This window comes from Micromonospora sp. NPDC023888 (assembly GCF_040639415.1).
In the GTDB taxonomy this organism is placed as follows: domain Bacteria; phylum Actinomycetota; class Actinomycetes; order Mycobacteriales; family Micromonosporaceae; genus Micromonospora.
Genome location: NZ_JBEZZW010000027.1, coordinates 1 through 23881 on the forward strand (window position 1 = coordinate 1; position 23881 = coordinate 23881).

At 72.0% G+C, this 23881-nt stretch carries 25 protein-coding genes; 17 read left to right on the forward strand and 8 right to left on the reverse strand.

Features of this window, described 5'->3' with window-relative positions; all coding sequences use genetic code 11:
* Positions 1-268 precede the first annotated feature (268 nt).
* On the reverse strand, positions 269-1363 hold the full coding sequence (locus tag AB0F61_RS22665; RefSeq protein WP_357812745.1) for a 3-deoxy-7-phosphoheptulonate synthase: 1095 nt from the start codon (positions 1361-1363) through the stop codon (positions 269-271).
* Between the two features lie 274 nt (positions 1364-1637).
* Between AB0F61_RS22665 and AB0F61_RS22670 the strand changes: the two genes are divergently transcribed.
* A complete protein-coding gene (locus AB0F61_RS22670; protein WP_357812747.1) occupies positions 1638-1856 on the forward strand; it encodes a hypothetical protein in 219 nt (72 codons plus the stop codon).
* Here the strand turns inward: AB0F61_RS22670 and AB0F61_RS22675 are convergent.
* The gene (locus AB0F61_RS22675) at positions 1823-2566 is read right to left on the reverse strand and encodes a phosphodiesterase (protein WP_357812749.1); all 744 of its coding nucleotides are present in this window, start codon (positions 2564-2566) and stop codon (positions 1823-1825) included. The two genes, AB0F61_RS22670 and AB0F61_RS22675, sit on opposite strands and share 34 nt — an antisense overlap.
* Positions 2567-2666: 100 nt before the next feature.
* Between AB0F61_RS22675 and AB0F61_RS22680 the strand changes: the two genes are divergently transcribed.
* The 10 genes from AB0F61_RS22680 to AB0F61_RS22725 all read left to right on the forward strand — a co-directional run bounded on the left by AB0F61_RS22680 (position 2667) and on the right by AB0F61_RS22725 (position 12751).
* Complete coding sequence (locus AB0F61_RS22680; protein ID WP_357812751.1) at positions 2667-3956, forward strand: pitrilysin family protein; 1290 nt, start codon at positions 2667-2669, stop codon at positions 3954-3956.
* On the forward strand, positions 3953-5290 hold the full coding sequence (locus AB0F61_RS22685) for a pitrilysin family protein (protein WP_357812753.1): 1338 nt from the start codon (positions 3953-3955) through the stop codon (positions 5288-5290). The genes AB0F61_RS22680 and AB0F61_RS22685 overlap by 4 nt, the downstream gene beginning before the upstream one ends.
* A gap of 226 nt (positions 5291-5516) precedes the next feature.
* Complete coding sequence (locus tag AB0F61_RS22690) at positions 5517-6542, forward strand: aspartate-semialdehyde dehydrogenase (protein WP_357812755.1); 1026 nt, start codon at positions 5517-5519, stop codon at positions 6540-6542.
* Between the two features lie 120 nt (positions 6543-6662).
* On the forward strand, positions 6663-7103 hold the full coding sequence (locus AB0F61_RS22695; protein ID WP_357812757.1) for a PPOX class F420-dependent oxidoreductase: 441 nt from the start codon (positions 6663-6665) through the stop codon (positions 7101-7103).
* Positions 7104-7217: 114 nt separating this feature from the next.
* A complete protein-coding gene (locus AB0F61_RS22700) occupies positions 7218-7634 on the forward strand; it encodes a CBS domain-containing protein (protein ID WP_357812759.1) in 417 nt (138 codons plus the stop codon).
* 172 nt (positions 7635-7806) lie between these two features.
* Positions 7807-8178 carry an SCP2 sterol-binding domain-containing protein gene (locus tag AB0F61_RS22705; protein WP_357812761.1) on the forward strand — a complete coding sequence of 124 codons (372 nt, stop codon included), beginning with the start codon at positions 7807-7809 and terminating at the stop codon, positions 8176-8178.
* Complete coding sequence (locus tag AB0F61_RS22710; RefSeq protein WP_357812763.1) at positions 8178-10238, forward strand: glycogen debranching N-terminal domain-containing protein; 2061 nt, start codon at positions 8178-8180, stop codon at positions 10236-10238. The genes AB0F61_RS22705 and AB0F61_RS22710 overlap by 1 nt, the downstream gene beginning before the upstream one ends.
* A gap of 84 nt (positions 10239-10322) precedes the next feature.
* A complete protein-coding gene (locus AB0F61_RS22715) occupies positions 10323-11078 on the forward strand; it encodes a lysophospholipid acyltransferase family protein (RefSeq protein ID WP_357812765.1) in 756 nt (251 codons plus the stop codon).
* Between the two features lie 79 nt (positions 11079-11157).
* Positions 11158-11766 carry an isochorismatase family protein gene (locus AB0F61_RS22720; RefSeq protein WP_357812767.1) on the forward strand — a complete coding sequence of 203 codons (609 nt, stop codon included), beginning with the start codon at positions 11158-11160 and terminating at the stop codon, positions 11764-11766.
* A 4-nt stretch (positions 11767-11770) separates the two neighbouring features.
* Positions 11771-12751 (forward strand): DJ-1/PfpI family protein, encoded by a 981-nt coding sequence (locus tag AB0F61_RS22725; RefSeq protein ID WP_357812769.1) that lies wholly within the window; start codon positions 11771-11773, stop codon positions 12749-12751.
* Here AB0F61_RS22725 and AB0F61_RS22730 read toward each other — a convergent pair.
* The 5 genes from AB0F61_RS22730 to AB0F61_RS22750 all read right to left on the reverse strand — a co-directional run bounded on the left by AB0F61_RS22730 (position 12633) and on the right by AB0F61_RS22750 (position 17000).
* Entirely contained in the window at positions 12633-13355 is a 723-nt protein-coding gene (locus AB0F61_RS22730) for a hypothetical protein (RefSeq protein ID WP_357812772.1), read from the reverse strand. The two genes, AB0F61_RS22725 and AB0F61_RS22730, sit on opposite strands and share 119 nt — an antisense overlap.
* A gap of 72 nt (positions 13356-13427) precedes the next feature.
* Entirely contained in the window at positions 13428-14141 is a 714-nt protein-coding gene (locus tag AB0F61_RS22735) for a response regulator transcription factor (protein ID WP_357812775.1), read from the reverse strand.
* Positions 14114-15256, reverse strand: coding sequence for a hypothetical protein (locus tag AB0F61_RS22740; RefSeq protein ID WP_357812974.1), 1143 nt, complete (start codon positions 15254-15256; stop codon positions 14114-14116). The genes AB0F61_RS22735 and AB0F61_RS22740 overlap by 28 nt, the downstream gene beginning before the upstream one ends.
* A gap of 55 nt (positions 15257-15311) precedes the next feature.
* Complete coding sequence (locus AB0F61_RS22745; protein ID WP_357812778.1) at positions 15312-16487, reverse strand: ATP-binding protein; 1176 nt, start codon at positions 16485-16487, stop codon at positions 15312-15314.
* Positions 16488-16604: 117 nt separating this feature from the next.
* Complete coding sequence (locus tag AB0F61_RS22750) at positions 16605-17000, reverse strand: VOC family protein (RefSeq protein WP_357812781.1); 396 nt, start codon at positions 16998-17000, stop codon at positions 16605-16607.
* Between the two features lie 154 nt (positions 17001-17154).
* Here AB0F61_RS22750 and AB0F61_RS22755 point away from each other — a divergent pair, with 154 nt between their 5' ends.
* Positions 17155-18156 (forward strand): hypothetical protein, encoded by a 1002-nt coding sequence (locus AB0F61_RS22755; RefSeq protein ID WP_357812784.1) that lies wholly within the window; start codon positions 17155-17157, stop codon positions 18154-18156.
* Between the two features lie 210 nt (positions 18157-18366).
* Positions 18367-18774: a four-helix bundle copper-binding protein gene (locus tag AB0F61_RS22760; RefSeq protein ID WP_357812787.1), complete on the forward strand. Its 408-nt coding sequence runs from the start codon at positions 18367-18369 to the stop codon at positions 18772-18774.
* A 55-nt stretch (positions 18775-18829) separates the two neighbouring features.
* Here AB0F61_RS22760 and AB0F61_RS22765 read toward each other — a convergent pair whose 3' ends face one another.
* Positions 18830-19153: a plasmid stabilization protein gene (locus AB0F61_RS22765; RefSeq protein WP_357812790.1), complete on the reverse strand. Its 324-nt coding sequence runs from the start codon at positions 19151-19153 to the stop codon at positions 18830-18832.
* 437 nt (positions 19154-19590) lie between these two features.
* Here AB0F61_RS22765 and AB0F61_RS22770 point away from each other — a divergent pair, with 437 nt between their 5' ends.
* From AB0F61_RS22770 to AB0F61_RS22785, 4 genes are all read left to right on the forward strand, one after another.
* Positions 19591-20337: a GAF and ANTAR domain-containing protein gene (locus tag AB0F61_RS22770; RefSeq protein ID WP_357812793.1), complete on the forward strand. Its 747-nt coding sequence runs from the start codon at positions 19591-19593 to the stop codon at positions 20335-20337.
* 175 nt (positions 20338-20512) lie between these two features.
* Entirely contained in the window at positions 20513-20962 is a 450-nt protein-coding gene (locus tag AB0F61_RS22775) for an STAS domain-containing protein (RefSeq protein ID WP_357812796.1), read from the forward strand.
* A gap of 299 nt (positions 20963-21261) precedes the next feature.
* Positions 21262-22860, forward strand: coding sequence for an alkaline phosphatase D family protein (locus AB0F61_RS22780; protein WP_357812799.1), 1599 nt, complete (start codon positions 21262-21264; stop codon positions 22858-22860).
* 11 nt (positions 22861-22871) lie between these two features.
* Positions 22872-23762, forward strand: a complete 891-nt coding sequence (locus AB0F61_RS22785) for a discoidin domain-containing protein (protein ID WP_357812802.1) — start codon at positions 22872-22874, stop codon at positions 23760-23762.
* The last annotated feature ends 119 nt before the right edge of the window (positions 23763-23881 follow it).

A 23881-nucleotide genomic window follows, 5' to 3' on the forward strand; every position in this document is an offset into this window, starting at 1 on the left:
AGCCCCTCGGTGGGTTCCAGCTCGGCGGCGACGGTGCTCTCCCGGCCGCGCTGCCAGAGGGTGAGCCGTTCGGTGCCCCGGCCTTGTGGGCCGGGGGCGGCGCTGGTGTCGGTGTGCAGGTCGCCTCTCGGCGAGTGGCGCTACGCGGCTCCAGCCGAACGGTATTCCGCGAAGGCTATTTAGGTGAGGCCCGGGGACACATGACACACCGACACCCCAGTCAACGAGCCGACCCCGGCCCCTGTTCCGTGCGCCGCGGTGTCGACGGTCACACCGTCGCAGGCAGGGTGGCCCGCCGGGCCCGCACCGCGGAGGCCAGGTGGTCGAGCACCTCGACGGTGTCGTCCCAGCCGAGGCAGGCGTCGGTGACCGACCGGCCGTACTCCAGCTTCCGGGTCGGGTCGAGATCCTGCCGGCCCGGCAGCAGGAACGACTCCAACATCACGCCGGTGATCCCGCGCTGGCCGGCGGCCAACTGGGCGGCCACGTCGGCGGCGACCCGCGGCTGGTTGCGGTGGTCCTTGCCGCTGTTGGCGTGGCTGGCGTCGATCACCAGCCGCTCCGGCAGGTCGGCCGCGCGGAGCAGGTCGAGCGCCCCGGCGACCGAATCCGCGTCGTAGTTGGGCCGGCCGCCTCCACCGCGCAGCACCAGATGACCGTCGGTGTTGCCCCGGGTGTGCATGATCGCCGGGGTGCCGGAGAAGTCGATGCCGGGGAAGACGTGCGGCACCCCGGCGGCGCGGATCGCGTCCACGGCGGTGCCGATGCTGCCGTCCGGGCGGTTCTTCATGCCGATCGGCATGGACAGACCCGAGGCGAGCTGGCGGTGCACCTGACTCTCCACGGTGCGGGCGCCGATCGCGCCCCAGGCCACCGTGTCCGCGATGTACTGCGGCGTGATCGGGTCGAGGAACTCGCAGCCCACCGGCAGCCCGACGCGCAGCACGTCGAGCAGCAGCGCCCGGGCCAGCCGCAGACCGGTGTTGACGTCCCCGCTGCCGTCCAGGCCGGGGTCGTTGATCAGGCCCTTCCAGCCGACCGTGGAGCGTGGCTTCTCGAAGTAGACACGCATGACGATCAGCAGGTCGTCGGCCAGCCGGTCGGCCGCCGTCCGCAGACGGTGCGCGTAGTCCAGGGCGGCGGCCGGGTCGTGCACCGAGCAGGGGCCGACCACCACCAGCAGGCGGTCGTCCTCGCGATCAAGCACGCGACCCACCGCGCGACGGCCGGTCAGCACGGCCGACGCGAGCGAGGCGTCCAGGGGTAACTCGTGGTGCAGCAGGGCGGGCGTGGTCAACGGCACGACACGGTCGATCCGCTGATCGCTTACCCGATCGGTCTCCGGGGTCGTCACGGTGGGCATCCTTCCGCCGACCGTGCCCGGGGCCGGTGCCCGGGACGAGCCGGCTGCTCGTACGCAAAAGGGCAGGAACGACAGCTCCTGCCCAGCCGGCTCGGTCCGTGGTGACGTCAGTTCATGGTGAAGTCACCGGCGTGCGAGCCGGCTGCCTAAACCATTGATAGGAACGCGTCACGGGGGCCAGCCTACCCGACCCCGCGGGAACCTCCGGCCCGTCGTCCCAAGATGCGGGGCGGAGACCGCGTGCCGGGGGCGAGGTCTGGGTAACAGGGGTGCCATGACTGACGAGCAGAACGATCAGGAGCGGGTGGAATCCCGAGCCCACCACCTCCTGCCCGAGGAGGCCGCGGTGGGCAGCGACGACCCCGAGGCGCAGGCCGAGGCCATCCTCGCCGAATCGGACATCCGGGAGGCGGACCAGAATGCCGCGCCCGACACCGTCCTGGAACGGCGTACCTCGGATCAGACAGTGGTCGCGGTCGAGCCGCCGGACTGAGCGGTGGCCCCACGTGCCCGGCGGGATCCCCGGTAGGTGTGCTCCCGCAGCCAGGCCAGCGGACCAGCCGCCCGCAGTTCGGGGGGCAGGTTCCGCACCGGGTCGAACGCGAGCGCGGCGTCCTCCTCGGCGCTGAGCGGAGCGCCGATGCCGACCTGGCCCACCGGCCGCCACGGCCCGACGGCGGACGCGACCGCGAGCACCAGGCACGGCGTGTCCGCCCGGGTCGCGGCGACCACCGTGCTCAGGCTGCGTCCGAGACTGACGGAGTCGGGATCGGCGAGTGCGGCCAGCCAGAGTCGACGCGGGCCGACCCGGTAACCCACGATCGTGCTGTACGTCCCGGTGAAGCACCGTCGGGGCAGCGGCAGCTGCCGCACCAGCGGGGCCGCGCCGCTGGAGCTGACCAGCAGGTCGAACGGTCGACCAGTGTCACGGTGCAGGCGCAGCGCGACACCCAGCACGTCCGGCCAACCGCTGGGCGTGGGGGTGCCCTTGGAGAGCCGGACGGTGGCCCGATACCGGCCGGGGTCGTCAAGCAGGCCGACCCCGGTGGGTGGTCCGGGCGTACCCCAGATCACCACCTCGCCGGCGAACGAGCGACCGGCCGGATGCAGCAGCCGGCCGTGGCGCAGCCGGCCGAGCGCGGCGCTGGCACGTTCGACGACGATGGCGGCGGCGGAGCGGGACGGGGGCCGGGTGACGGTCATTGCCCTCCCGTACCCCGAGCGGCGGCCCCGATGCCCGGGGACGGCTCGCTGACCGACCACACGTCACCTTTCCGCCCGCGAGATCGGATAGCGTCGGGGTATGCCCGACAGCGGTTACCCCTGGCCCATCGAGACGTCCCGACTGGACAACGGCCTACGCGTGGTGGTGAGCGAGGACCGCACCGCGCCCGCCGTGGCCGTCAACCTCTGGTACGACGTCGGCTCCCGGCACGAGCCGACCGGGCAGACCGGCTTCGCCCATCTCTTCGAGCATCTGATGTTCGAGGGCTCGGTGAACGTGGCGAAGACCGAGCACATGAAGCTGATCCAGGGCTCCGGCGGATCGCTGAACGCCACCACCAACCCGGACCGGACCAACTACTTCGAAACGGTCCCGGTCGAGCACCTGGAGTTGGCGCTCTGGTTGGAGGCCGACCGGATGGGCGGCCTGGTCCCCGCGCTCACCCAGGAGACGCTCGACAACCAACGGGACGTGGTCAAGAACGAGCGCCGGCAGCGCTACGAGAACGTCCCGTACGGGGACGCCTGGCTGCGTCTGCTGCCGCTGCTCTACCCGCCGGGGCACCCGTACCATCACGCGACGATCGGCTCGATGGCCGACCTGAACGCCGCCGACCTCGCCACGTTCCAGGCGTTCCACCAGACCTACTACGCGCCGAACAACGCGGTGCTCACCGTGGTCGGTGACGCCACCGCGTCCGACGTGTTCGCGCTCGCCGACAAGTACTTCGGCGCGCTGCCGGCCCGCGACGACATCCCGGCCGCCCCGGACGGGCGCAACGTCCCGGCGACCGGGCAGACGGCGGTCGAGTCGGTGAGCGCCGACGTGCCGGCGCCGCGGGTGTACATCGCCCACCGCACCTACCCGTTCGGCAGCCCGGAGTACCACGTGGTCACCGTGCTCGCCACAGTCCTCGGCAGCGGCCGGGGCAGCCGGCTCTACCAGCGGCTCGCCGACGGTGAACGGATCGCCCAACCGGACCTGGTCGGGGCGTACGGGGTGGACCTCGCGCACGCCCCGGCGCCGCTCATCGCCACCGCCACCGCGCGCCCCGGAGTGAGCGCCGAGCGGCTGGCCGAAGGGCTGGCCGAGGTCGTCGACGAGGTGGCCACAGTGCCGGTCACCGCCTCCGAGCTGGATCGGGCCAAGGCTTTGCTCAGCACCGGTTGGTGGCGTCAACTGTCCACGGTGGATGGCCGCGCGGACCTGCTCGGCCGGTACGCCACCCAGTTCGGTGACCCGGCCCGCGTCGCCGACCAGTTGCCGGGTCTGCTCGCGGTCACCGCCGAGCAGATCGCCAAGGCCGCCGCCGAGGTGCTCGCCACCGACCGGGTGCTGCTGACCTACCTGCCCGAGGAGACCCGATGACGCTGATCGCCGACCGTCCCGGGCCGGGCGCCGCCCGCCCGTACCGGTTCCCGCCTGTGGTTCGCCGCACCGTGGCCGGTGGTCAGGTCGTCGCCGCGCACCTGCCCGGGCAGAACCTCGCCGTGGCCCTGTTGCTGCTCGACGTGGGCGCGGGCCGGGAGCCGGTCGGCAAGGAGGGCCTCTCCGGCGTGCTGGCCAAGGCGTTGGAGGAGGGCACCGCGCAGCGGGACGCCGCCGCGTACGCGCTCGCCGTCGAAGGGCTCGGCACCGCGTTGTCGACCGGGCTGGACTGGGACTCGTTCCAGGCCAGCGTGGTGATCCCGGTGGACCGGCTCAGCGCCGCCGTGGAGTTGCTCGCCGAAGCGGTCCGGACGCCCCGGCTCGACCCCGCCGACGTACGCCGGGTCCGGGACGACGAGGCGACCGCGCTGCGGATGGACTGGGCCAACCCGGGCCCTCGGGCCGACGCCGCGCTGCGCGGTGACCTGTTCGGCGCACAGAACCGCTGGGGTCGGCCGATGCACGGCGACCCGGAGTCGGTAGCCGGACTGGACGTGGAGGACGTGACGGTCTTCCACTCCGAGTGGTTCCTGCGTCCCGGCACCCTGATCGTCGCCGGCGACCTGGACCGGATCGACCTGGACGCGCTTGCCGCCGCGGCGTTCGCCGGCACCGGTGGCGGCCCGGCCGAGCGGGGTGGCCCGATCGAGGTGCCGCTGCACGCCGGACGGCGGATCATCCTGGTGGACCGGCCCGGCTCGGTGCAGTCCACGCTGCGGCTGGGCCACCCGTCGCCGCACCGGGCGCACCCCGACCACGTGCCGATGACGCTCGCCGGCACGGTCCTCGGCGGGGCGTTCACCTCCCGCCTCAACCACCTGCTCCGCGAGGTGCACGGCTACACCTACGGCGTCCGGGGTGACTTCGCCTCGTCCCGCCGCTTCGGTCGGTTCGGGGTCAGCTCCGGGGTGCAGACCGCGGTCACCGTGCCGGCCCTGGTCGAGGCGGTGGGTGAGATCAGCCGTACCCGCGCCGGTGGGGTGACCGAGGACGAGCTGGCGGTGGCCCGGTCCTGGCGGGCCGGGCAGCTCTCGGTCGAGTTGCAGAGCCCTCGGGCGATCGCGTCCGCGTTGACCACGCTCGTGGTGCACGACCTGCCGGACGACTACCACGCCCGGCTGCGGGAGTCGCTGCTCGCCGCGGACGTGGAGCAGGTCTCCGCGGCGGCGGCCACCCACCTGCACCCGGACGCGCTGACCCTGGTCGTCGAAGGCGACGCCGCCGTCATCCGCGACGACCTGACCGCGGCGGCCCTCGGCGACCTGCTTCCCTAACCCGCCCCCTGGCTGGGCCTCCCCCCTCGACCTGTCCCTGGGGCCTTCCCGGGTCGATCATGGGGTTGACGGGTACTTCGATCACCAAATCGCCCGTCAACTTCATGATCACCGGGCCCGGGGTGGGGGTGGGGGGTTTGGGTCTGGGTTTGGGTCTGTGTGATGTGCGGCCGGGGGGTGGGAAAGGGCTCCCGGGTTCGGGGGTGGGGTCGGTAGCCTCGCGGGCATGAGGATCGGCATTGTGGGGGCCACCGGCCAGGTCGGTGGCGTGATGCGGCAGGTGCTGGCGGAGCGGGAGTTCCCGGCGGAGCAGGTGCGGTTGTTCGCCTCGGCGCGGTCCGCCGGGCGTGCGCTGCCGTGGCGCGACGGCGAGGTGACAGTCGAGGACGCCGCGACCGCCGACTATTCCGGGCTGGACATCGTGCTCTTCTCGGCCGGCAAGGGCACCGCCCGGGAGCTGGCCCCCCGGGTCGCCGAGGCCGGCGCCGTGGTGATCGACAATTCCTCGGCGTTCCGGATGGACCCGCAGGTGCCGTTGGTGGTCGCCGAGGTCAACCCGCACGCGGCCCTCGACCGCCCGAAGGGCATCATCGCCAACCCCAACTGCACCACCATGGCCGCGATGCCGGTGCTGCGCCCGCTGCACGCCGAGGCGGGGCTGGTCGGCCTGGTCGTCTCCACGTACCAGGCGGTCTCGGGTGCCGGGCTGGCCGGCGTCGCCGAGCTGGACGAGCAGGTCCGCAAGGTCGCCGAGCACGCCGCCGGGCTGGCCTTCGACGGGTCGGCCGTGGAGTTCCCCACGCCGCGCTCGTTCGCCGAGCCGATCGCCTTCAACGTTCTCCCGCTGGCGGGTTCGATCGTCGACGACGGCTCGTTCGAGACCGACGAGGAACAGAAGCTGCGCAACGAGAGCCGGAAGATCCTGGAGATCCCCGACCTGCTGGTCTCCGGGACCTGCGTCCGGGTGCCGGTCTTCACCGGCCACTCGTTGCAGATCAACGCCCGGTTCGCCAGGCCGCTCACCCCGCAGCGTGCCCACGAGCTGCTGGCCGACGCGCCGGGGGTGGCGCTTACCGACGTGCCGACGCCGTTGCGGGCCGCCGGGCAGGACCCGACCTACGTGGGCCGGATCCGCGCCGACGAGACCGCGGAGTACGGGCTGGCCCTGTTCTGCTCAAACGACAACCTCCGCAAGGGTGCCGCGCTCAACGCGGTGCAGCTCGCCGAGTTGGTCGCCGCCGAGCGCCGCTGACCGTCGCCGTCACCCCGAGCCCTCGCCGACGACCGGCGGGGGCTCGGTCGCGTCCGGGGCGACGCGGCGGTCGGGCGGGCGTGCTTGGATGGGACGAAACCGACCCTGGAGGAGGAAACCGTGCCGGATGACCACACCCAGCAGGCGTTGACCGACCTGATCTCGGGCCGTTCGATGGGCGTGCTGGCGACGATCAAGCGGGATGGGCGGCCACAGATGTCCACTGTGGTCTACTCCTTCGACCCGGTCGCGGGCCTGATCCGGGTCTCGGTCACCGCCGGTCGGGCCAAGACCGCGAACCTGCGCCGGGACCCGCGCGCCAGCTTCCACGTCGGCAGTGAGGACGGCTGGGCGTACGCGGTTGTCGAGGGCCGCGCCGAGCTGACCGCGCCAGCGGCCGAGCCCGGCGACGAGACGGTGGAGGAGCTGGTGGCGCTCTACCGTTCGCTGCGCGGCGAGCACCCGGACTGGGACGAGTACCGCCAGGCCATGGTCGACGAAGGGCGGCTGGTGTTGCGGCTGCACGTGGAGCGCGTCTACGGAGCGCCGCCCCGGAGCTGACCCGCTCGCCCGGTGGCGCCTGCGGCATTCCCACGGATAGCCAGCCGGCGGTTGGCGTTACCCCCTCCCGGGTGGCGGGTAGACGGGCCGTGCCGACACCGAGAGGGGAGCACCATGACAACGGTCGGAGAGTTCATGACGACCCGGTTGGTGACGATGGACGGCAACGAGACGCTCATCGCTGCAGCGCAGGAGATGCGTGACAGTGCGATTGGTGATGTGGTGGTGACCGACGGCAGCAATGTGGTCGGCATCGTCACGGACCGGGACATCACGGTGCGTGGTGTCGCGGAGAACATGGATCCGGGCTCGACCCAACTGAGCCAGATCACCACCCGCGATGTGATCACCGTGAGTCAGTACGACGACGTGGTGGCCGCCGCGGACCTGATGCGCACGTACGCCGTACGCCGGCTTCCGGTCATCGACGACGGGCGCCTGGTCGGCCTGATCTCGATGGGTGACCTCGCGGTCGAGCGCGAACCGCAGTCGGTGCTCGCGGACATCAGCGCCGACGATCCGAACAACTGACCGTCCGCCGCGGACGCGCGCCGGCTCTCCCCCTGCGGGGGAGGGCCGGCGCTGCGCTGCCGGGACGACGCCGCCGCTCACCCGATCCGGGCGAGGTTGACCGGAGAGCCGACGGGGACCCGTGCGGGGACGTGCAACGCCGGCCGGCCGGCAACTGGGAGGAGTGGACCCGATGGTGGACGCGACCACGAGGTTCTTCGAGGACCTGGACCGGCGGGGGTACGAACCCCTGCTGGCGAAGACCTCCGGGACAGTGCGTATCGACCTGCACGAGGGGGCGCAGACCCGGCACTGGCTGCTGATGATCGACCACGGCCGGCTCAACGTGAGCCAGGAGGATCGGGAGGCCGACACCGTCATCGGTGCGAGCCCCGTCCTCTTCGACGACATCGCCGCGGGGCGCGAGCACGGCCTCGCCGCGTTGTTGCGCGGGGACATGACGGTGACCGGTGACGCCCGGCTGGTGGTGCAGCTGGAGCGGATCTTCCCGAGTTCGCCGGACGCCCGGGGGCCCCGTCGACGCTTCGCGGGGGAGGGGTACTGATGGGGCAGTCCAACACGGTCCGGATCCTGGACGGCAACACGTTCGTCGTCTGCGAGGACACCGGCGACATCGAGGCGACTCCGAGTGAGCCGACCGGGCTCTTCTCCATCGACACCCGGTTTCTGTCCACCTGGGTGCTGACCGTCAACGGTGAGCGGCTCAACTCGCTCTCCTACGACGATCTCCAGTACTTCGAGTCCCGGTTCTTCCTGGTCCCGGGCATGGCCACGCACTACGTCGACGCGAAGCTGTCGATCATCCGAGAGCGGACGGTGGGCGGCAGCTTCCAGGAGCAGCTCACCATCCTCAACCACGACGAGAAGCCTGTCGATCTGGAAGTCCGGATGGACGCGGCGTCGGACTTCGCCGACCTGTTCCAGGTCAAGGACGAGATCCTGAACAAGAAGGGCGAGATCTACACCGAGGTCGAGTCGGACCGGCTCCGGCTGGGCTATCGCCGGGGCAACTTCCGGCGGGAGACGGTCATCTCCTCGTCGATGTCGGCCCGGTACGACCGCGAGGGTTTCGCGTACACCGTCCACCTGGAACCGAACGAGCAGTGGGAAGCCTCGATCGACGTCCGGACGCACGCGGTCGGGCCCGGCGGCCGGGACCTGCGGTTCGGGCTGCGCGTGCACGGCAACGAGCGGCTCGCCCTCCAGCACGACCTGGAACGGTGGATCGCCGACGCTCCGAAGGTCAACAGTGAGCACGGCCGGGTGTCCAGCACCTACCGGCGCAGCCTCATCGACCTGGCCGCGCTGCGCTTCTCGCCCCTGTCGCTGGGCGGCGCCACCCTGCCGGCCGCCGGCCTGCCCTGGTTCATGACCATGTTCGGTCGGGACAGCATCCTCACCTGCCTGCAGACGCTGCCGTTCACCCCACAGTTGTCGAAGACGACGCTGCGCGTCCTCGCCTCGTTGCAGGGCAGCCGGTTCGACGACTTCCGGGACGAGGACCCGGGGCGCATCCTGCACGAGATGCGGTACGGCGAGACCGCGGCCTTCGAGGAGCAGCCGCACTCGCCGTACTACGGCTCGGTGGACGCGACCCCGCTGTTCGTCGTGCTGCTCGACGAGTACGAGCGGTGGACCGGGGACGTTGCTCTTGTCAGGGAGTTGGAGCAGGAGGCCCGCGCGGCGCTGCGGTGGATCGACAACTACGCCGACCTGGTCGGCAACGGCTACATCTGGTACGAACGCCGCAACACCGATACCGGCCTGGAGAACCAGTGCTGGAAGGACTCCTGGGACTCCATCTCCTACTCCGACGGCACGCTGCCGCCGTTCCCGCGGGCCACCTGCGAGGTGCAGGGGTACGCCTACGACGCGAAGATCCGCGCGGCCCGGATGGCCCGCCAGTTCTGGGGCGATCCGGAGTTCGCCGACTCGTTGGAGCGGGAGGCGGCAGCGCTGAAGGAGCGGTTCAACCGGGACTGGTGGGTGGCCGACGGCGAGTTCTACGCCCTGGCCCTGGACCCGGACGGCCGCCAGTGCGACATCCTCAGCTCCAACATCGGCCACCTGCTGTGGAGTGGGATCGTCGAACCCGAGCGGGCGGAGAAGATCGCCCAGCACCTGGTCGGGCCGCGGCTCTTCTCCGGGTGGGGGGTGCGCACGCTCGCCGAGGGGGAGGCCCGGTACAACCCCATCGGCTACCACAACGGCACGATCTGGCCGTTCGACAACTCGTTCATCGCCTGGGGTCTGCGCCGGTACGGCTTCGCCGAGGAGGCCGCGACCATCGCCAACGGCATCCTGGACGCGGCCACGTACTTCGACGGCCGGTTGCCGGAGGCGTTCGGCGGCTACCCACGGGAGCTGACCAAGTTCCCGGTCGAGTACCCGACCGCGTGCAGCCCGCAGGCCTGGTCGACGGGTACGCCGCTGCTGTTGCTGCGCACCATGCTCGGTCTGGAGCCGCACGACGGCCACCTGGCGGTCGAACCACGACTGCCGGTGGGCATGGGTCGCATCGAGGTGCTGGACATCCCGGGTCGCTGGGGGCGGGTGGACGCGTTCGCCCGGGGCCGACTCGACCTGGACAAGCTCGCCGACTGACCGACCCGACCGCCGAGCCGGCGGCGGCGCGCGACAGGCGCCGCCGCCGGCTCGCCATCCAGCCTGGCAGGGTAGATTCTCCGGATGCCGGAGCTCGTGTACCCGCCCGTTATCGCCGCTGCCAAGACGATGTTTCGTCTTCTCGATCTGAAGATCACCATCGAGGGCGCCCATCACGTACCTCGTACCGGCGGGGCGGTGCTGGCCGGCAACCACATCAGCTACCTCGACTTCATCTTCGCCGGCCTGGGCGCGACCGAGTCGGGTCGGCGGGTTCGGTTCATGGCCAAGAAGTCGGTCTTCACCCACAAGATCTCCGGCCCGCTGATGCGCGGGATGCGGCACATCGAGGTGGACCGGGACGCCGGCGCGGCCTCGTTCCGCACCGCCGTCGCCGCCCTCAAGCGCGGCGAGATCGTCGGCGTCTTCCCGGAGGCGACGATCAGTCAGTCGTTCACCGTCAAGGAGTTGAAGAGCGGCACGGTCCGGATGGCCCGCTCGGCGAAGGTCCCGGTGTTGCCGGTCGCGCTGTGGGGGACCCAGCGGCTCTGGACCAAGGGCCGCCCGCGGACCCTCACCCGCCGGCACACGCCGATCACCATCCTGATCGGCGAGCCGATCAACCCGGCGGACTTCCCGGACCCGAACCTGCTGGCCGCCGAGCTGAACACCAGGCTCAGCGCGCTCGTCGACCGGGCCCAGCGGGAATACCCGGACGCGCCGGCCGGCCCGGACGACACCTGGTGGCTGCCCGCGCACCTGGGCGGCAGCGCCCCCACCCCGGAGGAGGCCGCCGCCCTGGACGCCGCCGAGGAGCAGCAACGTGCGCCGAGCGTCTGACGTCGGGTTGGCCGGATCGTTCCGCACCCGGGCATGATGATGTCTGCCGGTGCGGACGCCGTCCGGTCAGGATCTTCACATGAGCAGAGCAGCCCTCGTCGTGATCGACGTCCAGGAATCCTTCCGGCAGCGCCCGATCTGGGCGTACGGCTCCAACCCCGACCTGGTCCGGCAGGTCGAACGGCTGGTCGCCGCCGCCCGGGAGCGCGGCGACCTGGTGGTCTGGGTGCTGCACTCCGAGCCCGGCACGGGCGGGCCGTTCGACCCCGCCGTCGGGCACGTGCGGCTGATCGACGGGCTGGTGCCGGCCGGGGACGAGCCGACGCTCGTCAAGACCGCGCACAACGCCTTCACCACCACCAATCTCCAACAGTTGCTCACCCAGGCCGGCGTCCACGACATCACGGTCTGCGGCATCCGTACCGAGCAGTGCGTGGAGACCACCACCCGGCTCGGCGCGGACCTCGGCTACCGGATGACCTTCGTCACCGACGCCACGCTCACCTTTCCCATCCCGCACCGGGACCTGCCGGAGACCGCGTCCGTCGCGGAGATCCTCGCCGACCCGCGCACCCTCAGCACCGAGGAGATCGTCACCCGCACGGAGTACGCGTTGGCCGGTCGCTTCGCGACCGTCCGTACGGTCGACGAGGTGACCGGCGCGACCCTCGCCGGCATCCGGGGCTGACCCGATGACCCGGGTCGTGTTCCTGCTGGTCCCACAGCTCCACCTGCTGGACCTCGCCGGGCCGGCCCAGGTCTTCTCCAGCGCCGCCGACCTCGGGTACGACTACCAGCTTCACTACGTCGCCGAGCGGGAACAGGTGCCCACCGTGCAGGGCGTACCCCTGGTCGCCGACACCCGGTGGCCCGAGCTGGCCCCGGACGACCTGGTGATCGTGCCCGGTTGGCGGCCGGCTGCGCACGGCCCCCAGGGGCCGGTGTCGCCCGTCGACCTGCGGCGGCTGGCCGAGCACCACGCGGCGGGCGGCACCGTGGCCAGCGTCTGCGCCGGGGCGTACGCCCTCGGGCGGGCCGGGCTGCTCGACGGCAGACGGTGCACCACCCATCACGAGGTGCAGGACGACCTGGCCCGCCGTCATCCGGCGGCCCGGGTCATCCGCGACGTGCTGTACGTGGTCGACGACCGGGTGGTCACCTCGGCCGGCATCGCCAGCGGCATCGACGTGGCGCTGCACCTGGTGGCCACCCGGCACGGCCCGGCGGTCGCGGCGCAGATCGCCCGCACCCTTGTCGTCCACGCCCGCCGCAACGGGCACGAGCAGCAGGCCAGCGCGCTGATGCGGCACCGGTCCCACCTGTCCGACTCGGTGCACCGGGTGCAGGACCTGATCGACAGTCGGTACGCCGAGCCACTGCCACTGGCCGAGCTGGCCGCCGCCGGGGGCGTGGCCGAACGCACGCTGACCCGGCTGTTCCGTGCCATGACCGGGCTCACCCCACTCGGCTACCAGCAGCAGCTACGGGTGGAGCGGGCCGAGCACCTGATCGGGCACGGCGCGACTGTGGAAGCCGCCGCGCGGGCCGCCGGCTTCACCGATGCCCGGATGCTGCGCCGCCTGCGAGCCCGCTCCACGGGGTCGGCCCCGGCCCCGAGCGGTAGTAGTCGTCCCGGGAGTGGAACTCCACCGGCAGCGAGCCGGGCAGCGTGACCCGGGTGTCCCCGGCGAGCAGGCTGGGGCCGGCCCGCAGCAGCAGCACGTCGCGCTCCTGAGCCGAGAGGTCGACCAGTTGGGGGCGGGTGAGCCGGAACTCGGCCACCGCCCGGCGGACCTGCCGGGCCAGCGCCGTCACCGCGGCGGACGGGCCGCCCAGGGCCAGCGCCGGCTGCTGGATGGTGCGCAACGCGTCGCAGACGATCAACAACTGCGTCGCCGGGTCCCGCTCGCCAGCCGGCACCTCCAACCGGGACGGCCACTGCCAGCGGATCTGCCCGCTCATCAGGCCGTTCAGCCGAGCGGGCGGCCGGGCCCGGGGCGTGTCGTCGACGACAAGCGACAACTGCGCGCCGCTGCCCACCCAACAGATCCGCTGGTCGGTGACGGTCACCGAGACCGGCCCGGGTAGCTGCCAGCGGCGCCGTGCCTCGCTCGGCCCGAGCAGGTAGCCGGCGACCAGCAGCCGGTACCGCCCGAGCACCCGCTCACCGGCGGCGGGGCGCAGGTTGTATCGGCGGTCCAGGGTCGGCCCCACGTCGTCGTCCGGAGCGTCGAACCGGTGGGGACCGATGAAGAAGGGGGACGTGTCGGCGTGCATCGTCACGACCTTCCGGTCAGCTGGCTTGTGCATGCAGCCTGGCGGATCGGAGGGGCGCTGTCATGACGCCTGTTAGGGGGTCGGCCGGTCGTGTGTCGCGTGTGACCGGTAGATGCCGATCTCCTCCGGGCGGACGAGGCCGTCCTCGATCGCGCGGGCGAGCAGGGCCGACTTCGTGGCGGCTGGTCGACCCGCCCGGGTGTACTTGATCCGCGCCCGGTCGACGTACTGCTTCACTGTGTGCTCGCTGATCTGCATGCGGCGGGCCACCGACGCCTTGGACATCGACTGGAACCAGAGCAGCAGCGCCTCACGCTCCTTGTCGGACAGCATCGGCCGGTCCGGCCGTGGGTCGCCGACCATCGCCCCGGCCAGTGCGGGCGGCACGTACGGGCGGTCGCTCGCGGCGGCCAGCACTGTCGCCACGCAGTGCTCCCGCCCCTCGTGCTTGGCCAGGAATGCCACCGCCCCGGCGTCCAGCGCGGCGAGCATGGTCGGCGGATCGGTGTGCTCCGAATAGACCACCACCCGTCGCCCGGCGGCGCTCAGCTCGGTCAGCTTGTCCAGCGCCATCCGTCCGTGCAGCCGCAGGTCGAGCAGGACGACGTCGGCGTCCGGTGCCGTCCGCAGCACCTCGTCGGGGTCGTCCCCGGTGGCCAGTACGGTAAGCCGCGGCTCGGTGGCGAGCCAGGCGCGGACCCCTTCGACCACCACCGGGTGGTCGTCGACGATCGCCACCCCGATCGGCCGGTCACCGGTCACCGCCGCCACTGGGTCTGCGCCCATCTGATGCTTCCGTCCCGTTCGTAGAGGTGCTCCACCTGCCCGTCGTCGTGCTCCACGGGGGGTGGGCCGGTGGCGTCGGGACCCTCCCGGTCCGGTGTGACCAGGCTGACCACCACCTCGTCCGGACCGGAGACCACGGTCAGCCGGGCCCAGTCTCGGGCGTCGGCGAGAACGCCGGTGAGCGGGTCGGCGAGCCGACGTCGGATCTCCACCGGCAGCGGCGGCGGCGTGCCGATGGTGACCAGGTCGATCGGCAGGCCGCTGCGTTCGGCGAGGTCGGCTGCCGCCCGCAACTCGTGCAGCAGCGGGTCGGGCACGTCGTCGGACTCGGCGATCAGTCGGCGCAGCCGGGCGGCGGCAAGCACGCAGCGCCGCTGCACCTCCGGGTCGTCCGGGTCGGCCTGGCCCGCGGCCAACTCCCCGAGCACGCGCCCGGCTGTGGAGCTGACCAGGGCGAGCCGGTCCCGGCGGTCCCGACGACCACGCTCGGCGGCATCGCGCTCCGCCGCTATCACGTGGCCGGCAGCGGAGACGGCGGCCCGCTCGCGAGCCAGGCTGACGATCGTCGCGCCACCCACGAACACCGCCACCGGCAGGGAGAACGTGCCGTAGACGTACATCACGTAGCGGGCCACGTCGGCCGGGTCGGGGCCGTGCGCGAGCACCGCGAGCAGCGCGATCGCCGCGTGCGTGCTCAGCAGCGCGATCACCCCCACGACCCGCCGGCCCCAGAGCGCCAGCAGGAAGAACCAACCGAGCGTGCTCCACACCCAGTTGGCCGCTGTGAACAACTGGTCCTCGCCGACCGCGGCGAAGACGGCCACGTCGACGGTCAGCAGCAGCCCGGCCAGCGGCCACGGTGGCAGCGGCTTGCCGCGCAGCAGCCGCACGCCGGCCACCGCGCCGGCCACCGCGGCCACCGCCCAGGCGCCGAGCACCACCGCCGGCGCGGTGAACTCCGCGCGGGCGGCCAGCACCGCCGGCAGCCCGATGGCGGCGTGCCAGGCCAGTGGGATGGCCACGATGACGATCCGGGCACTCCGGTCGGACGCCTGCGCCACGGCAGCCGGCGCGGCGAGCCTCGCCGTGGACGCCGGCTCCCGGGCTGCGGGCACGCTGGTCCGGCCGGGTGCCTCCGTCGTAACGGTGTGGGGCGCCGGAGCGCTGAGATCAGCCGACACCGGGCCACTCCAGTCGGACTCGGGTGCCGGCCCCGGGCGCCGATCGCACGTCGGCCCGCCCGCCGACCGATGCCATCCGGCCGTGGATCGACTCGCGCAACCCGTACCGGTGGGGTGGGACGGTGGCCGGGTCGAAGCCGGGGCCGTCGTCGGCGACCTCGACCGCGACGCCTATCGCGTCCCGGCTCAGCCGCAGTGTGACACGCGCGCCCGGCGCGTGCCGGACCACGTTGGACAGCGCCGAGTAGGCGCTCTCGCTTATCGCGTCGGCCACACCTGCGGGAACCGCGCACGGCGCCAGGTCCAGCTGCGCGGAAAGCTCGGGCACGCGGCCCGCCACCGCCCGCAACCGCTCGTCCAGCGGCACCGGGCCGTCGCCGGCCACCGGGTCGACGTCGCTGAGCGCGACGAGGGTACGCAGGTCGCCGCCGCACCGCTCGCGGAAGGTGGCCGAGGACCCGGTCACCGCGCCGAGCCCCACCATGGTGAGGGTGCCGAGCACCGTGTCGTGCAGGTCGCGGTTCTGTTGGCGTTCGGCGTCACGGGCGGCGCGCGCGACCAGAGCCTCCCGGGTCAGCCGCTGGTGCTCGGCGAACGCGCGGTCGGCACGACCGATGCGTCGACGCATCACCGCCGTCATCGTCGCCGTGCAGGCGGTCTGCACCAGCAGAGTGGCCGCGTGCGCCCGAGCCTCGGTGGGATTACCGGCCGACTGTGCGCCCGTCACGTACGCGGCGGTGACGAGTAGCCCGGCCGGGATCGACAGGCGCGCCGGGGTGCTGGCCTGTGCGCTGATCACCGTTGTGCTGGCCAGCACGGCGATCCAACTGCCCTCGCCGGGCAGCACGTCGGGTGCGACAAGCACGGGGATGAGAAGGCAGGCCACCGCGGTGAGCGCGGCGTCAGCGGCGGTCAGGTTCGCTGTGATGCCGTGCCGTATCGCCCGGTAGGCGTACCAGAGGGACCAGCCGGTGAGCGTGGCCACCACGGGTAGCAACACGGCTGGCTCGACCGGTGGGGCCTGCACCGACAGCGCCACCGCCCCACCGATCACACCGCAGGTCAGGCGCAGCAACGCCGGCGTCGTGGTGAAGATGAGGCCGAACGCGCCACCAGCCGGATTGTCCAGCGTGGGCGGCGCGGTGGGGGCGGCAACGGCCGGCATCGGGAAGTGTCCTTCCGACAACGACCCGGTAGGGGTCCGCGCGGCAGAGATCGACATCGGAGAATAGCATGAGCGACGGTGACTGTAACCCACTGTACGTGCAATGTCGCCGATGCGTCACGGCGTGCTGCGGGGTTGCAGCAGGTCCCACCGGTTGCCGTAGAGGTCGGTGAAGACCGCGACCGAGCCGTACGCCTCGTGCCGCGGCTCCTCCAGGAAGCGCACCCCGGCGGCCACCATCCGGGCGTGGTCGCGCGCGAAGTCCTCGGTGTGGAGGAACAACCCGACCCGGCCGCCGGTCTGGTCGCCGACCCGGGCCCGCTGCTCGGGAGTGCTCGCTCGGGCCAGCAGCAACGCCGTCTCCCGGGCACCCGCCGGGCGGACCACCACCCAGCGGGAACCGTCCGGTCGGGCGGTGTCCTCAAGCAACTCGAACCCGAGGTCTCCGACATAGAAGTCGATCGCCTCTTCGTACTCCCTGACCAGCAGCGCGACAAGTCCCAGATGTGCCATCCGGTCATCATGCCGGCGGGCGTCGCGGGTCGGCCCGGCGGCGTACCCGCCGGTCACCCGCATCACGCCCGACGGCCCGGCGTCCCGACCATCCGGTCGGAACCGAGCGGGCCCGGCGCTCGTCCCATCCTCGGGTGGAAAGGTGGTGAGCCGGATGCGCTCGGGTCGAACGGCACTGGCGGTGGCACTGCTCGGCGTGGCGCTTGGTGGCTGCGGTGCCTCGGGCACCGGGTCGGGCGGGGGCGACGAGCCCGGCCCGGCGCAGATCGTCGAGATGTGGACCTCCTGCGCCGAAGCGGCACCACAGGCTGGCGCGATCCTGTCCGTGCCGAAGACCGGGGCGCCGACACCGGCCGGGGTCGACCCGAGGATCGGGCGCGTCGACCCCGCGTTCACCCCGGTCGCGGCGGTGCTCTGCGGGCGGGAGATCCGTCCGGGCCCCGGCGGAGGGCGGGACCAGGTCGCCACCGAGCGGCGCGCCACGCAGCTGGCACCGCTGCTCGCCGCGCTGCGCCTGCCCGACCAGGAATCCGACCGGGGCGTCGCCTGCAGCCTGGAAATGCTCGTCCCACCGTGGCTGGCCCTGCTCGACGACCAGGGCCGCTGGCTGCGGCCGTACCTGCCGACGGACGCCTGCGGCAAGCCGCGCGCGGAGGTGCGGAAGGCGCTGGCCGAGCTGTCCACGACCCTTGTGGACAGCCGTGTCGTCGGGCAGGTCGAAGGCCCCGCCGCCGAGGCCGCCGGATGCGCGCAGCGGTGGACGGACCTGGTGTGGGTGGAGACCAGCAACGGCCGCCCCGGGCCACCCGCGCCGGCCACCTCGCCGGCCGCCGGGCCGCTGCGCCTCTGCGTCTACCAGGTGCCCCCGGCGGAGCGGGGCGGTGGCAAACCGGCAGGCGATTTCGTGTACGGCGGGCCACTGCCGGCCGAGCGCCAGGCGGGTGTGCTGCGGGCGCTGGCGAATCGCCGGGCGGTGGCCGACTGCGCCACCCCGGCGTCCCGCTTCGCGGTGCTGCGCCCACTCGACGGCGGCGCCGGCCCCGACCGGTACGTGGAACTCGACGGCTGTCGACGCTTCCTGATCGCGGCGTCGACCGGTGGCGGGCAGGTCGGCCAGGGCGACGACACACTGGCCGCCCTGCTCGGGCCCGTCTGAGCCGGACGTCGACAGCGAGGACCGGTGGCCCGAGTGGGCCGACCGGGGGCGGAAGCAGGGCGTGGGCAGTTCGGTGTCGATCGTCGCCCAGGCCCTGGTCGACAGGGCGGCCGGGACACCCGGGGCCTGACGACCAGCGCGGCCGCGCCCGCAGGTGTGCGGGCCGGTACTTCGGGTAGGGCCGGGGAAACCCGACGAGAGGATTTCCCGATGCCGAGCACCACGATGCGGATGCTGGAGACGTACCCGAAGTCGATCAACCTGGACCGGGCGACGTTGGCGGCGACGATCGACGCCCTCAACAACTGCGCCCAGGTGTGCACCGCGTGCGCGGACGCCTGCCTCAGCGACGACGGGGTCGCCGAGTTGACCAAGTGCATCCGGACAAACTTGGACTGCGCGGACATCTGCACCACCACGGCCCGAGTCCTGTCCCGGCACACCGGCTACGACGCGGGCCTCAGCCGGAGTCTGCTGGAGGCGTGCGCCACGGCGTGCCGGTCGTGCGGTGACGAGTGTGCCCGGCACGCCGAGATGCACGAGCACTGCCGGGTCTGCGCGGACGTCTGCCGGGCCTGCGAGCGGGCCTGCCGGGATCTGCTGGCCACGATGAGTTGACCGCCGGGCGGCGCCGGCACCCGAGGTGCGCCGCGACCGCCCACCCGGAAGCTCGCTACCTCGACAGGGCGCGCTCCAGCTCCGCCTTCGACATCGACGAGCGCCCCTTGATGCCGCGCTGCTTCGCCTCGTTGTACAACTGCTCCTTGGTGCGACCCTTGGCGCCGCTGTGGGAGCGCTTACCGCCGCGATGCCCGGACGACACGTCGTTCCGCGACGACCGGCTCGACGTGCGCGCCTCACCCGAGCGGGCCCGTTCCTTGTTCACCGTGCGGGCGGCGATCTCCTTGGCCCGCCCGGTGGAGGCGCCCCGCTCCTGCGCGCTCTCCTTGATGTGCTCGTACTGCCGCTCCCTCTTGGGGCTTGATCCTGCTGGCATCGGTGCCTCCCGCAACCGCTGTCGGGTGAGGTCGAGACCCGGCTCGCACACCCGCGGTGCGATCGAGACATCCCAGGCCGGGGCGTCGCGCTCACGCTTCTCCGGCCACGATGCCCAGTCGCCACAGGGGCCAAACGACTACCGCGAACCCACCTGCCCGATCGGCACGCCGTGAGCCGTCCACACGACTCGTCGTCCCGGCACCCCGCGCTGGGCACGAACGGGCTGCACCTTCCCGGCCGCTCCGGGTGGCGTCGTATAGTTGTTGCCGCAGCCGGCGCTTGGGCGTCGGCCGGTCAGCGTCCAGCAGCGGGCGCCGGGGCTCGGTTGGCGAGCCCGTGCGGCGCCCCGTGCTCGCGGTGCGCCATCACCACGCGCGCGCTGCCGTCGCCTTCCTGCAACTGGTACGCGCCCCGGGCACCGAGGACCTTGAAGTCATGGCACAGCAGCCCATTGATCCCAATGCGGCGATCTTCGAACTCGGCCAGATCAAGTTCGGCGAGACCGACCTGTCCGGAGTGTTGACCCAGGTCTCCGAGCTGGCGCGGCGGACGATCCCCGGCGCGGAGGAGGTGTCGGTGACGTTGTTGAAGCAGGAGGGGGCGCACACCGCCGCGTTCAGCGGCGAGATGGCGCTCCGCCTCGACGAACTGCAGTACGAGTACGACCAGGGCCCGTGCCTGGAGGCGGCCAGAGAAGCCACGGTCGTGTCCGTTCCGGACATGTCCGAAGAGGCTCGCTGGCCGGAGTGGGCGGCCCGAGCCGCGCAGGACGGCGCTCTCAGCTCGCTGTCGATCGGTTTTCCCATCCAGGAGACAGTGCTCGGCGCGCTGAACATCTACGGGATCGAATCGGGCGCGTTCGACGAGGACGCGGTCACCCTCGCGAAGACGTTCGCCGGGTACGCCGCCGTCGCCCTCGCCAACGCGCACCTGTACGACACCACCGTCACCCTGGCCGCGCAGATGCAGTCGGCCATGCAGAGCCGCGCCGTCATCGAGCAGGCGAAGGGCATCATCATGGGTGAACGCCGCTGCACTCCGGACGAGGCGTTCGCCGTCCTCGCGAAGGTGTCCCAGGACTCCAACCGCAAACTGCGGGACGTCGCCGCCGCGCTTGTCGAAAGGGCCGCCCGACCGTCGAGCCTCAAGCGTGATCGCGGCGAGTCCGGCTCCCTACCGTGAACGCTCGACAACGGCTTGCCGTGCCGACGGGGGTGACGGCTCGGCAGCCGTAGTCCGGCTGGGTTCGGCACCAGGGAAAAAGTCGACTGGCGGTCGGCGGTCCCTCCGATTACGGTGGAGTTCGGGTCAAGCCACGCGCCCATCCTGTTACGGATCATGACAGGGGCGCGAGCCTATGATTGAACATCAGTCACTTCTTCAGACCCACTTCGCTCGTTCCTCTGCGGCAATCAGCCCTGGGCGGGTCACACCGGCGGCACTCGGCATCCACCAGGCGGCCGGCTCGGCCGAGCTGTCGTTCCAGGTGACTCGCTACACCGAGCCCACCGACCTGACCGCGACCATCTCCGCCGACCGGACGGTCGTCGCCCCGGTCGGGTACGTCGACATGGACACCGCGCCGCGCCTGGCGACGGCACTGTTCAACGCGGTCGACAGCCATCCGGAAGTCTGTTGCGACCTCACCGGCGTCAGTTTCTTCAGCGCCGCGGGTGTGCACGCACTTCTGCTGGCACGAGACCGGGCGGACCGGGTCGGTTCCCGCTTCTCGGTCCGAGGCGCCGGCGGAGTCACCCTGCGGGTGCTGCGGATCACCGGGGTGGCTCCTCTGCTCCTCGACCCCTGATGAGGGTGCGGCGCGGCCGACCACCAAACTGTGGGTAGTTTTCGGAAAGCCCCGGACCCCGTACAGGGGTCCGGGGCTTCTCGCTGTCACCGCCCGGGTCTCGGTGCCGTGCCGCTGTCCGGCGGCGACCACGATCACCCAGCGGCGTTCTGACCTGCTAGCGCCTCGTTCCTGACGAGCGGATGTCGGACCCGGTCCACGCCATGATCACCGGCTCGCCACCGGGCGGCCAACTGGCTCCCACTTAATGATCAACGACTGCGGGACAAGTCGTGCCCCCTTCGAGAGGAGCCCTGCGAGTGATCCCAGTGGAAGACCCCAGACCGGCCGCCCGTCTGGCGCGCCGGCGGTTCCTGACCGTCACCGGTGCCGCGACGGCGCTCGCCTTCGCGACGAACCTGCCGGGCCAGTCGAGTGCCGCCGCCACCAGCACCCTGGACGACGACCCGTTCACCCTCGGCGTCGCCTCCGGTGACCCGCTGCCCGAAGCGGTGGTGATCTGGACCCGGTTGGCACCGCGACCGTACGAGCCGTTGGGCGGTATGCCGTACCACGCGGCCGAGGTGGAGTGGCAGGTGGCGACCGACGAGCGGTTCCGGCGAATCGTCAGGTCCGGACGCGCGACCGCGCGACCCGAGTACAGCTACAGCGTGCATGTGGACGTGCGCGGCCTGCAACCGAGCCGTCGCTACTGGTACCGCTTCAAGGTCGGCCGGCACCTCAGCCCGGTCGGTCGTACCCGGACCACCCCGGCACCCGGGCAGCGGGTCGACCACCTCACCTTCGCCGTCGCCTCGTGTCAGTCCTTCCTGGACGGCTACTACACGGCTCACCGGCACATCGCCGCCGAGGATGTCGACGCCGTGGTGTTCCTCGGCGACTACATCTACGAGTACGGCGTCTCCGCCTCCGGCGGACTGCGTAACCTCGCCGAGCCGGTGCCGAGCCAGTTCCGCACCGAGGCCGACACGCTCGACCGCTACCGCCTCCAGTACGCGCTCTACAAATCCGACCCCGACCTGCGCGCCGCGCACCAGGCCGCACCCTGGATCCCCACCTGGGACGACCACGAGGTGCAGGACAACTACGCGGGCCTCACCTCCAAGACCAACGCCCCGGTCGAGGACTTCCTGGTCCGGCGGGCCAGCGCTTACCGGGCGTACTGGGAGCACATGCCGCTGCGCTCACCGGCCCCACAGGGACCGAACTACATGCTCTACCGCCGGTTCACCTTCGGACGACTGGCCGAGCTGAACGTGCTCGACACCCGCCAGTACCGCGCCGACCAGGCATCGGGGGACGGCTGGAAGGTCGACTCGGAGCAGCGCCGCGATCCGGCGCGCGCCCTGGCCGGCGCACAGCAGCAGCGCTGGCTGTTGGACGGTGTGCGCACCTCGCACGCGACCTGGAATCTGCTCGCCAACCAGGTGATCATGAGCCGGATGGACCAGGACCCGACGGCCGGCGACCTGTACAACATGGATGCCTGGGACGGCTACGCCGCCGAGCAGAAGGTCACCCTCGACGGCCTCGCCATGCTGCGCGGACGCAACCCGGTCGTACTCACCGGCGACGTGCACGCCGCCTACGCGTTCGACATGAAGCGCGACTTCACCAACCCCGACTCGCAGACGTACGGGGTGGAGCTGGTGGGAACGTCGATCAGCAGCGGCGGCAACGGCAGTGAGATCTCCGCCGCCGGGCAGAAGTTCCTGGACAGCAATCCGCACCTGAAGCTCGTCAACGAGCGGCGCGGCTATCTCCGGGTCCGGCTCACGGAGCGGGAGCTGCGGGCCGACTACCGGGCGGTGCCGTACGTCGACCGGAACGACGCGCCCGTCGAGACCATCAGTTCCTTCGCCGTCGAGGCCGGCAACCCCGGCCTGCACCCGGCATGAGAGGTAAAGCCATGACACGTACTCTCTGGCGCCGGCTCGCCGGCCTGTCCCGTGGCCGAAAGGCCGCCGTCGCCGGTGCCGTCATCGCCCTGGTGGCGATCGGCGGCACGGCCCCCGCGGTCGCCGGCCGGCCCGACCCGACCCGGCTGAGCCTCGCCTCCGACGTCAGCCTGGTGCAGGTCAACCCGATACCCTGCGCGAACCAGGGTTTCCAGCTCCAGTTCGGCAACACCGGCCGTGCGGCCGTGTACGCCGACGCGTTCCTTGAGGTGACCGCGCCGCTGAAGCTGTCCAGGACCCTCGTCTCCAGCTACCTGCCCGCCGGCTACACGCTCAAGGTGCCGATCACCGTCACCGCACCTCGGGACACCACGCCCGGCAGCCGGTACACGATCACCGTCCGGTCCGGTGAGCGTCGGCTCTCGGTGCCGGTGGAGGTGACCCCGGGGCCGGTCGAGACCACCGGCAACCTCGCCAGGTACGTGCCGGTGACGGCCTCCTCGGAGAACCTGCCCAACTACCCGGCCTGCGGCGCGGTGGACGGCGACCGCGACTCGAACCACTGGGCAACCACCACCGGCTGGAACGACGCGAACAAGGGCGCCTTTCCCGACTGGCTCCAGGTGACGTTCGACGGTCCGCAGACCGTCGGCCGGGTCGACGTCTACACGCTCGACTCCACCAAGTACCCGGCCGCGAAGTACGGGCTGCGCGACTGGGACGTCCAGGTGCGGGTCGGCGAGACCTGGCAGACCGTCGCCCAGGTGCGCGGCAACGTCGCCGGTCAGGTCAGCTCGACTTTCACACCGCTGACCGCGACCGCGTTCCGGGTCGTCACGCTGACCAGCAACGAGACCGCCGGCTATTCGCGGGTGGTGGAACTCGAGGCGTACGCCTCCTGATGCACGTCGCGCCCGGGCCGACGTCATCAGGCCCGGGCGCGCCCGGGAGATGCGCCCCCGGCAGGTGTTTCCAGTCGGCTGCGCAGCGTCTGCCGACCCGCCGGCGGGGTTCGGTGCTG

Coding starts and splice junctions, on each gene's coding strand:
- AB0F61_RS22665 (WP_357812745.1), bottom strand. CDS start 1,363: ATGCCCACCGTGACGACCCCGGAGACCGATCGGGTAAGCGATCAGCGG.
- AB0F61_RS22670 (WP_357812747.1), top strand. CDS start 1,638: ATGACTGACGAGCAGAACGATCAGGAGCGGGTGGAATCCCGAGCCCAC.
- AB0F61_RS22675 (WP_357812749.1), bottom strand. CDS start 2,566: ATGACCGTCACCCGGCCCCCGTCCCGCTCCGCCGCCGCCATCGTCGTC.
- AB0F61_RS22680 (WP_357812751.1), top strand. CDS start 2,667: ATGCCCGACAGCGGTTACCCCTGGCCCATCGAGACGTCCCGACTGGAC.
- AB0F61_RS22685 (WP_357812753.1), top strand. CDS start 3,953: ATGACGCTGATCGCCGACCGTCCCGGGCCGGGCGCCGCCCGCCCGTAC.
- AB0F61_RS22690 (WP_357812755.1), top strand. CDS start 5,517: ATGAGGATCGGCATTGTGGGGGCCACCGGCCAGGTCGGTGGCGTGATG.
- AB0F61_RS22700 (WP_357812759.1), top strand. CDS start 7,218: ATGACAACGGTCGGAGAGTTCATGACGACCCGGTTGGTGACGATGGAC.
- AB0F61_RS22705 (WP_357812761.1), top strand. CDS start 7,807: ATGGTGGACGCGACCACGAGGTTCTTCGAGGACCTGGACCGGCGGGGG.
- AB0F61_RS22710 (WP_357812763.1), top strand. CDS start 8,178: ATGGGGCAGTCCAACACGGTCCGGATCCTGGACGGCAACACGTTCGTC.
- AB0F61_RS22715 (WP_357812765.1), top strand. CDS start 10,323: ATGCCGGAGCTCGTGTACCCGCCCGTTATCGCCGCTGCCAAGACGATG.
- AB0F61_RS22720 (WP_357812767.1), top strand. CDS start 11,158: ATGAGCAGAGCAGCCCTCGTCGTGATCGACGTCCAGGAATCCTTCCGG.
- AB0F61_RS22725 (WP_357812769.1), top strand. CDS start 11,771: ATGACCCGGGTCGTGTTCCTGCTGGTCCCACAGCTCCACCTGCTGGAC.
- AB0F61_RS22730 (WP_357812772.1), bottom strand. CDS start 13,355: ATGCACGCCGACACGTCCCCCTTCTTCATCGGTCCCCACCGGTTCGAC.
- AB0F61_RS22735 (WP_357812775.1), bottom strand. CDS start 14,141: ATGGGCGCAGACCCAGTGGCGGCGGTGACCGGTGACCGGCCGATCGGG.
- AB0F61_RS22745 (WP_357812778.1), bottom strand. CDS start 16,487: ATGCCGGCCGTTGCCGCCCCCACCGCGCCGCCCACGCTGGACAATCCG.
- AB0F61_RS22750 (WP_357812781.1), bottom strand. CDS start 17,000: ATGGCACATCTGGGACTTGTCGCGCTGCTGGTCAGGGAGTACGAAGAG.
- AB0F61_RS22755 (WP_357812784.1), top strand. CDS start 17,155: ATGCGCTCGGGTCGAACGGCACTGGCGGTGGCACTGCTCGGCGTGGCG.
- AB0F61_RS22760 (WP_357812787.1), top strand. CDS start 18,367: ATGCCGAGCACCACGATGCGGATGCTGGAGACGTACCCGAAGTCGATC.
- AB0F61_RS22765 (WP_357812790.1), bottom strand. CDS start 19,153: ATGCCAGCAGGATCAAGCCCCAAGAGGGAGCGGCAGTACGAGCACATC.
- AB0F61_RS22770 (WP_357812793.1), top strand. CDS start 19,591: ATGGCACAGCAGCCCATTGATCCCAATGCGGCGATCTTCGAACTCGGC.
- AB0F61_RS22775 (WP_357812796.1), top strand. CDS start 20,513: ATGATTGAACATCAGTCACTTCTTCAGACCCACTTCGCTCGTTCCTCT.
- AB0F61_RS22785 (WP_357812802.1), top strand. CDS start 22,872: ATGACACGTACTCTCTGGCGCCGGCTCGCCGGCCTGTCCCGTGGCCGA.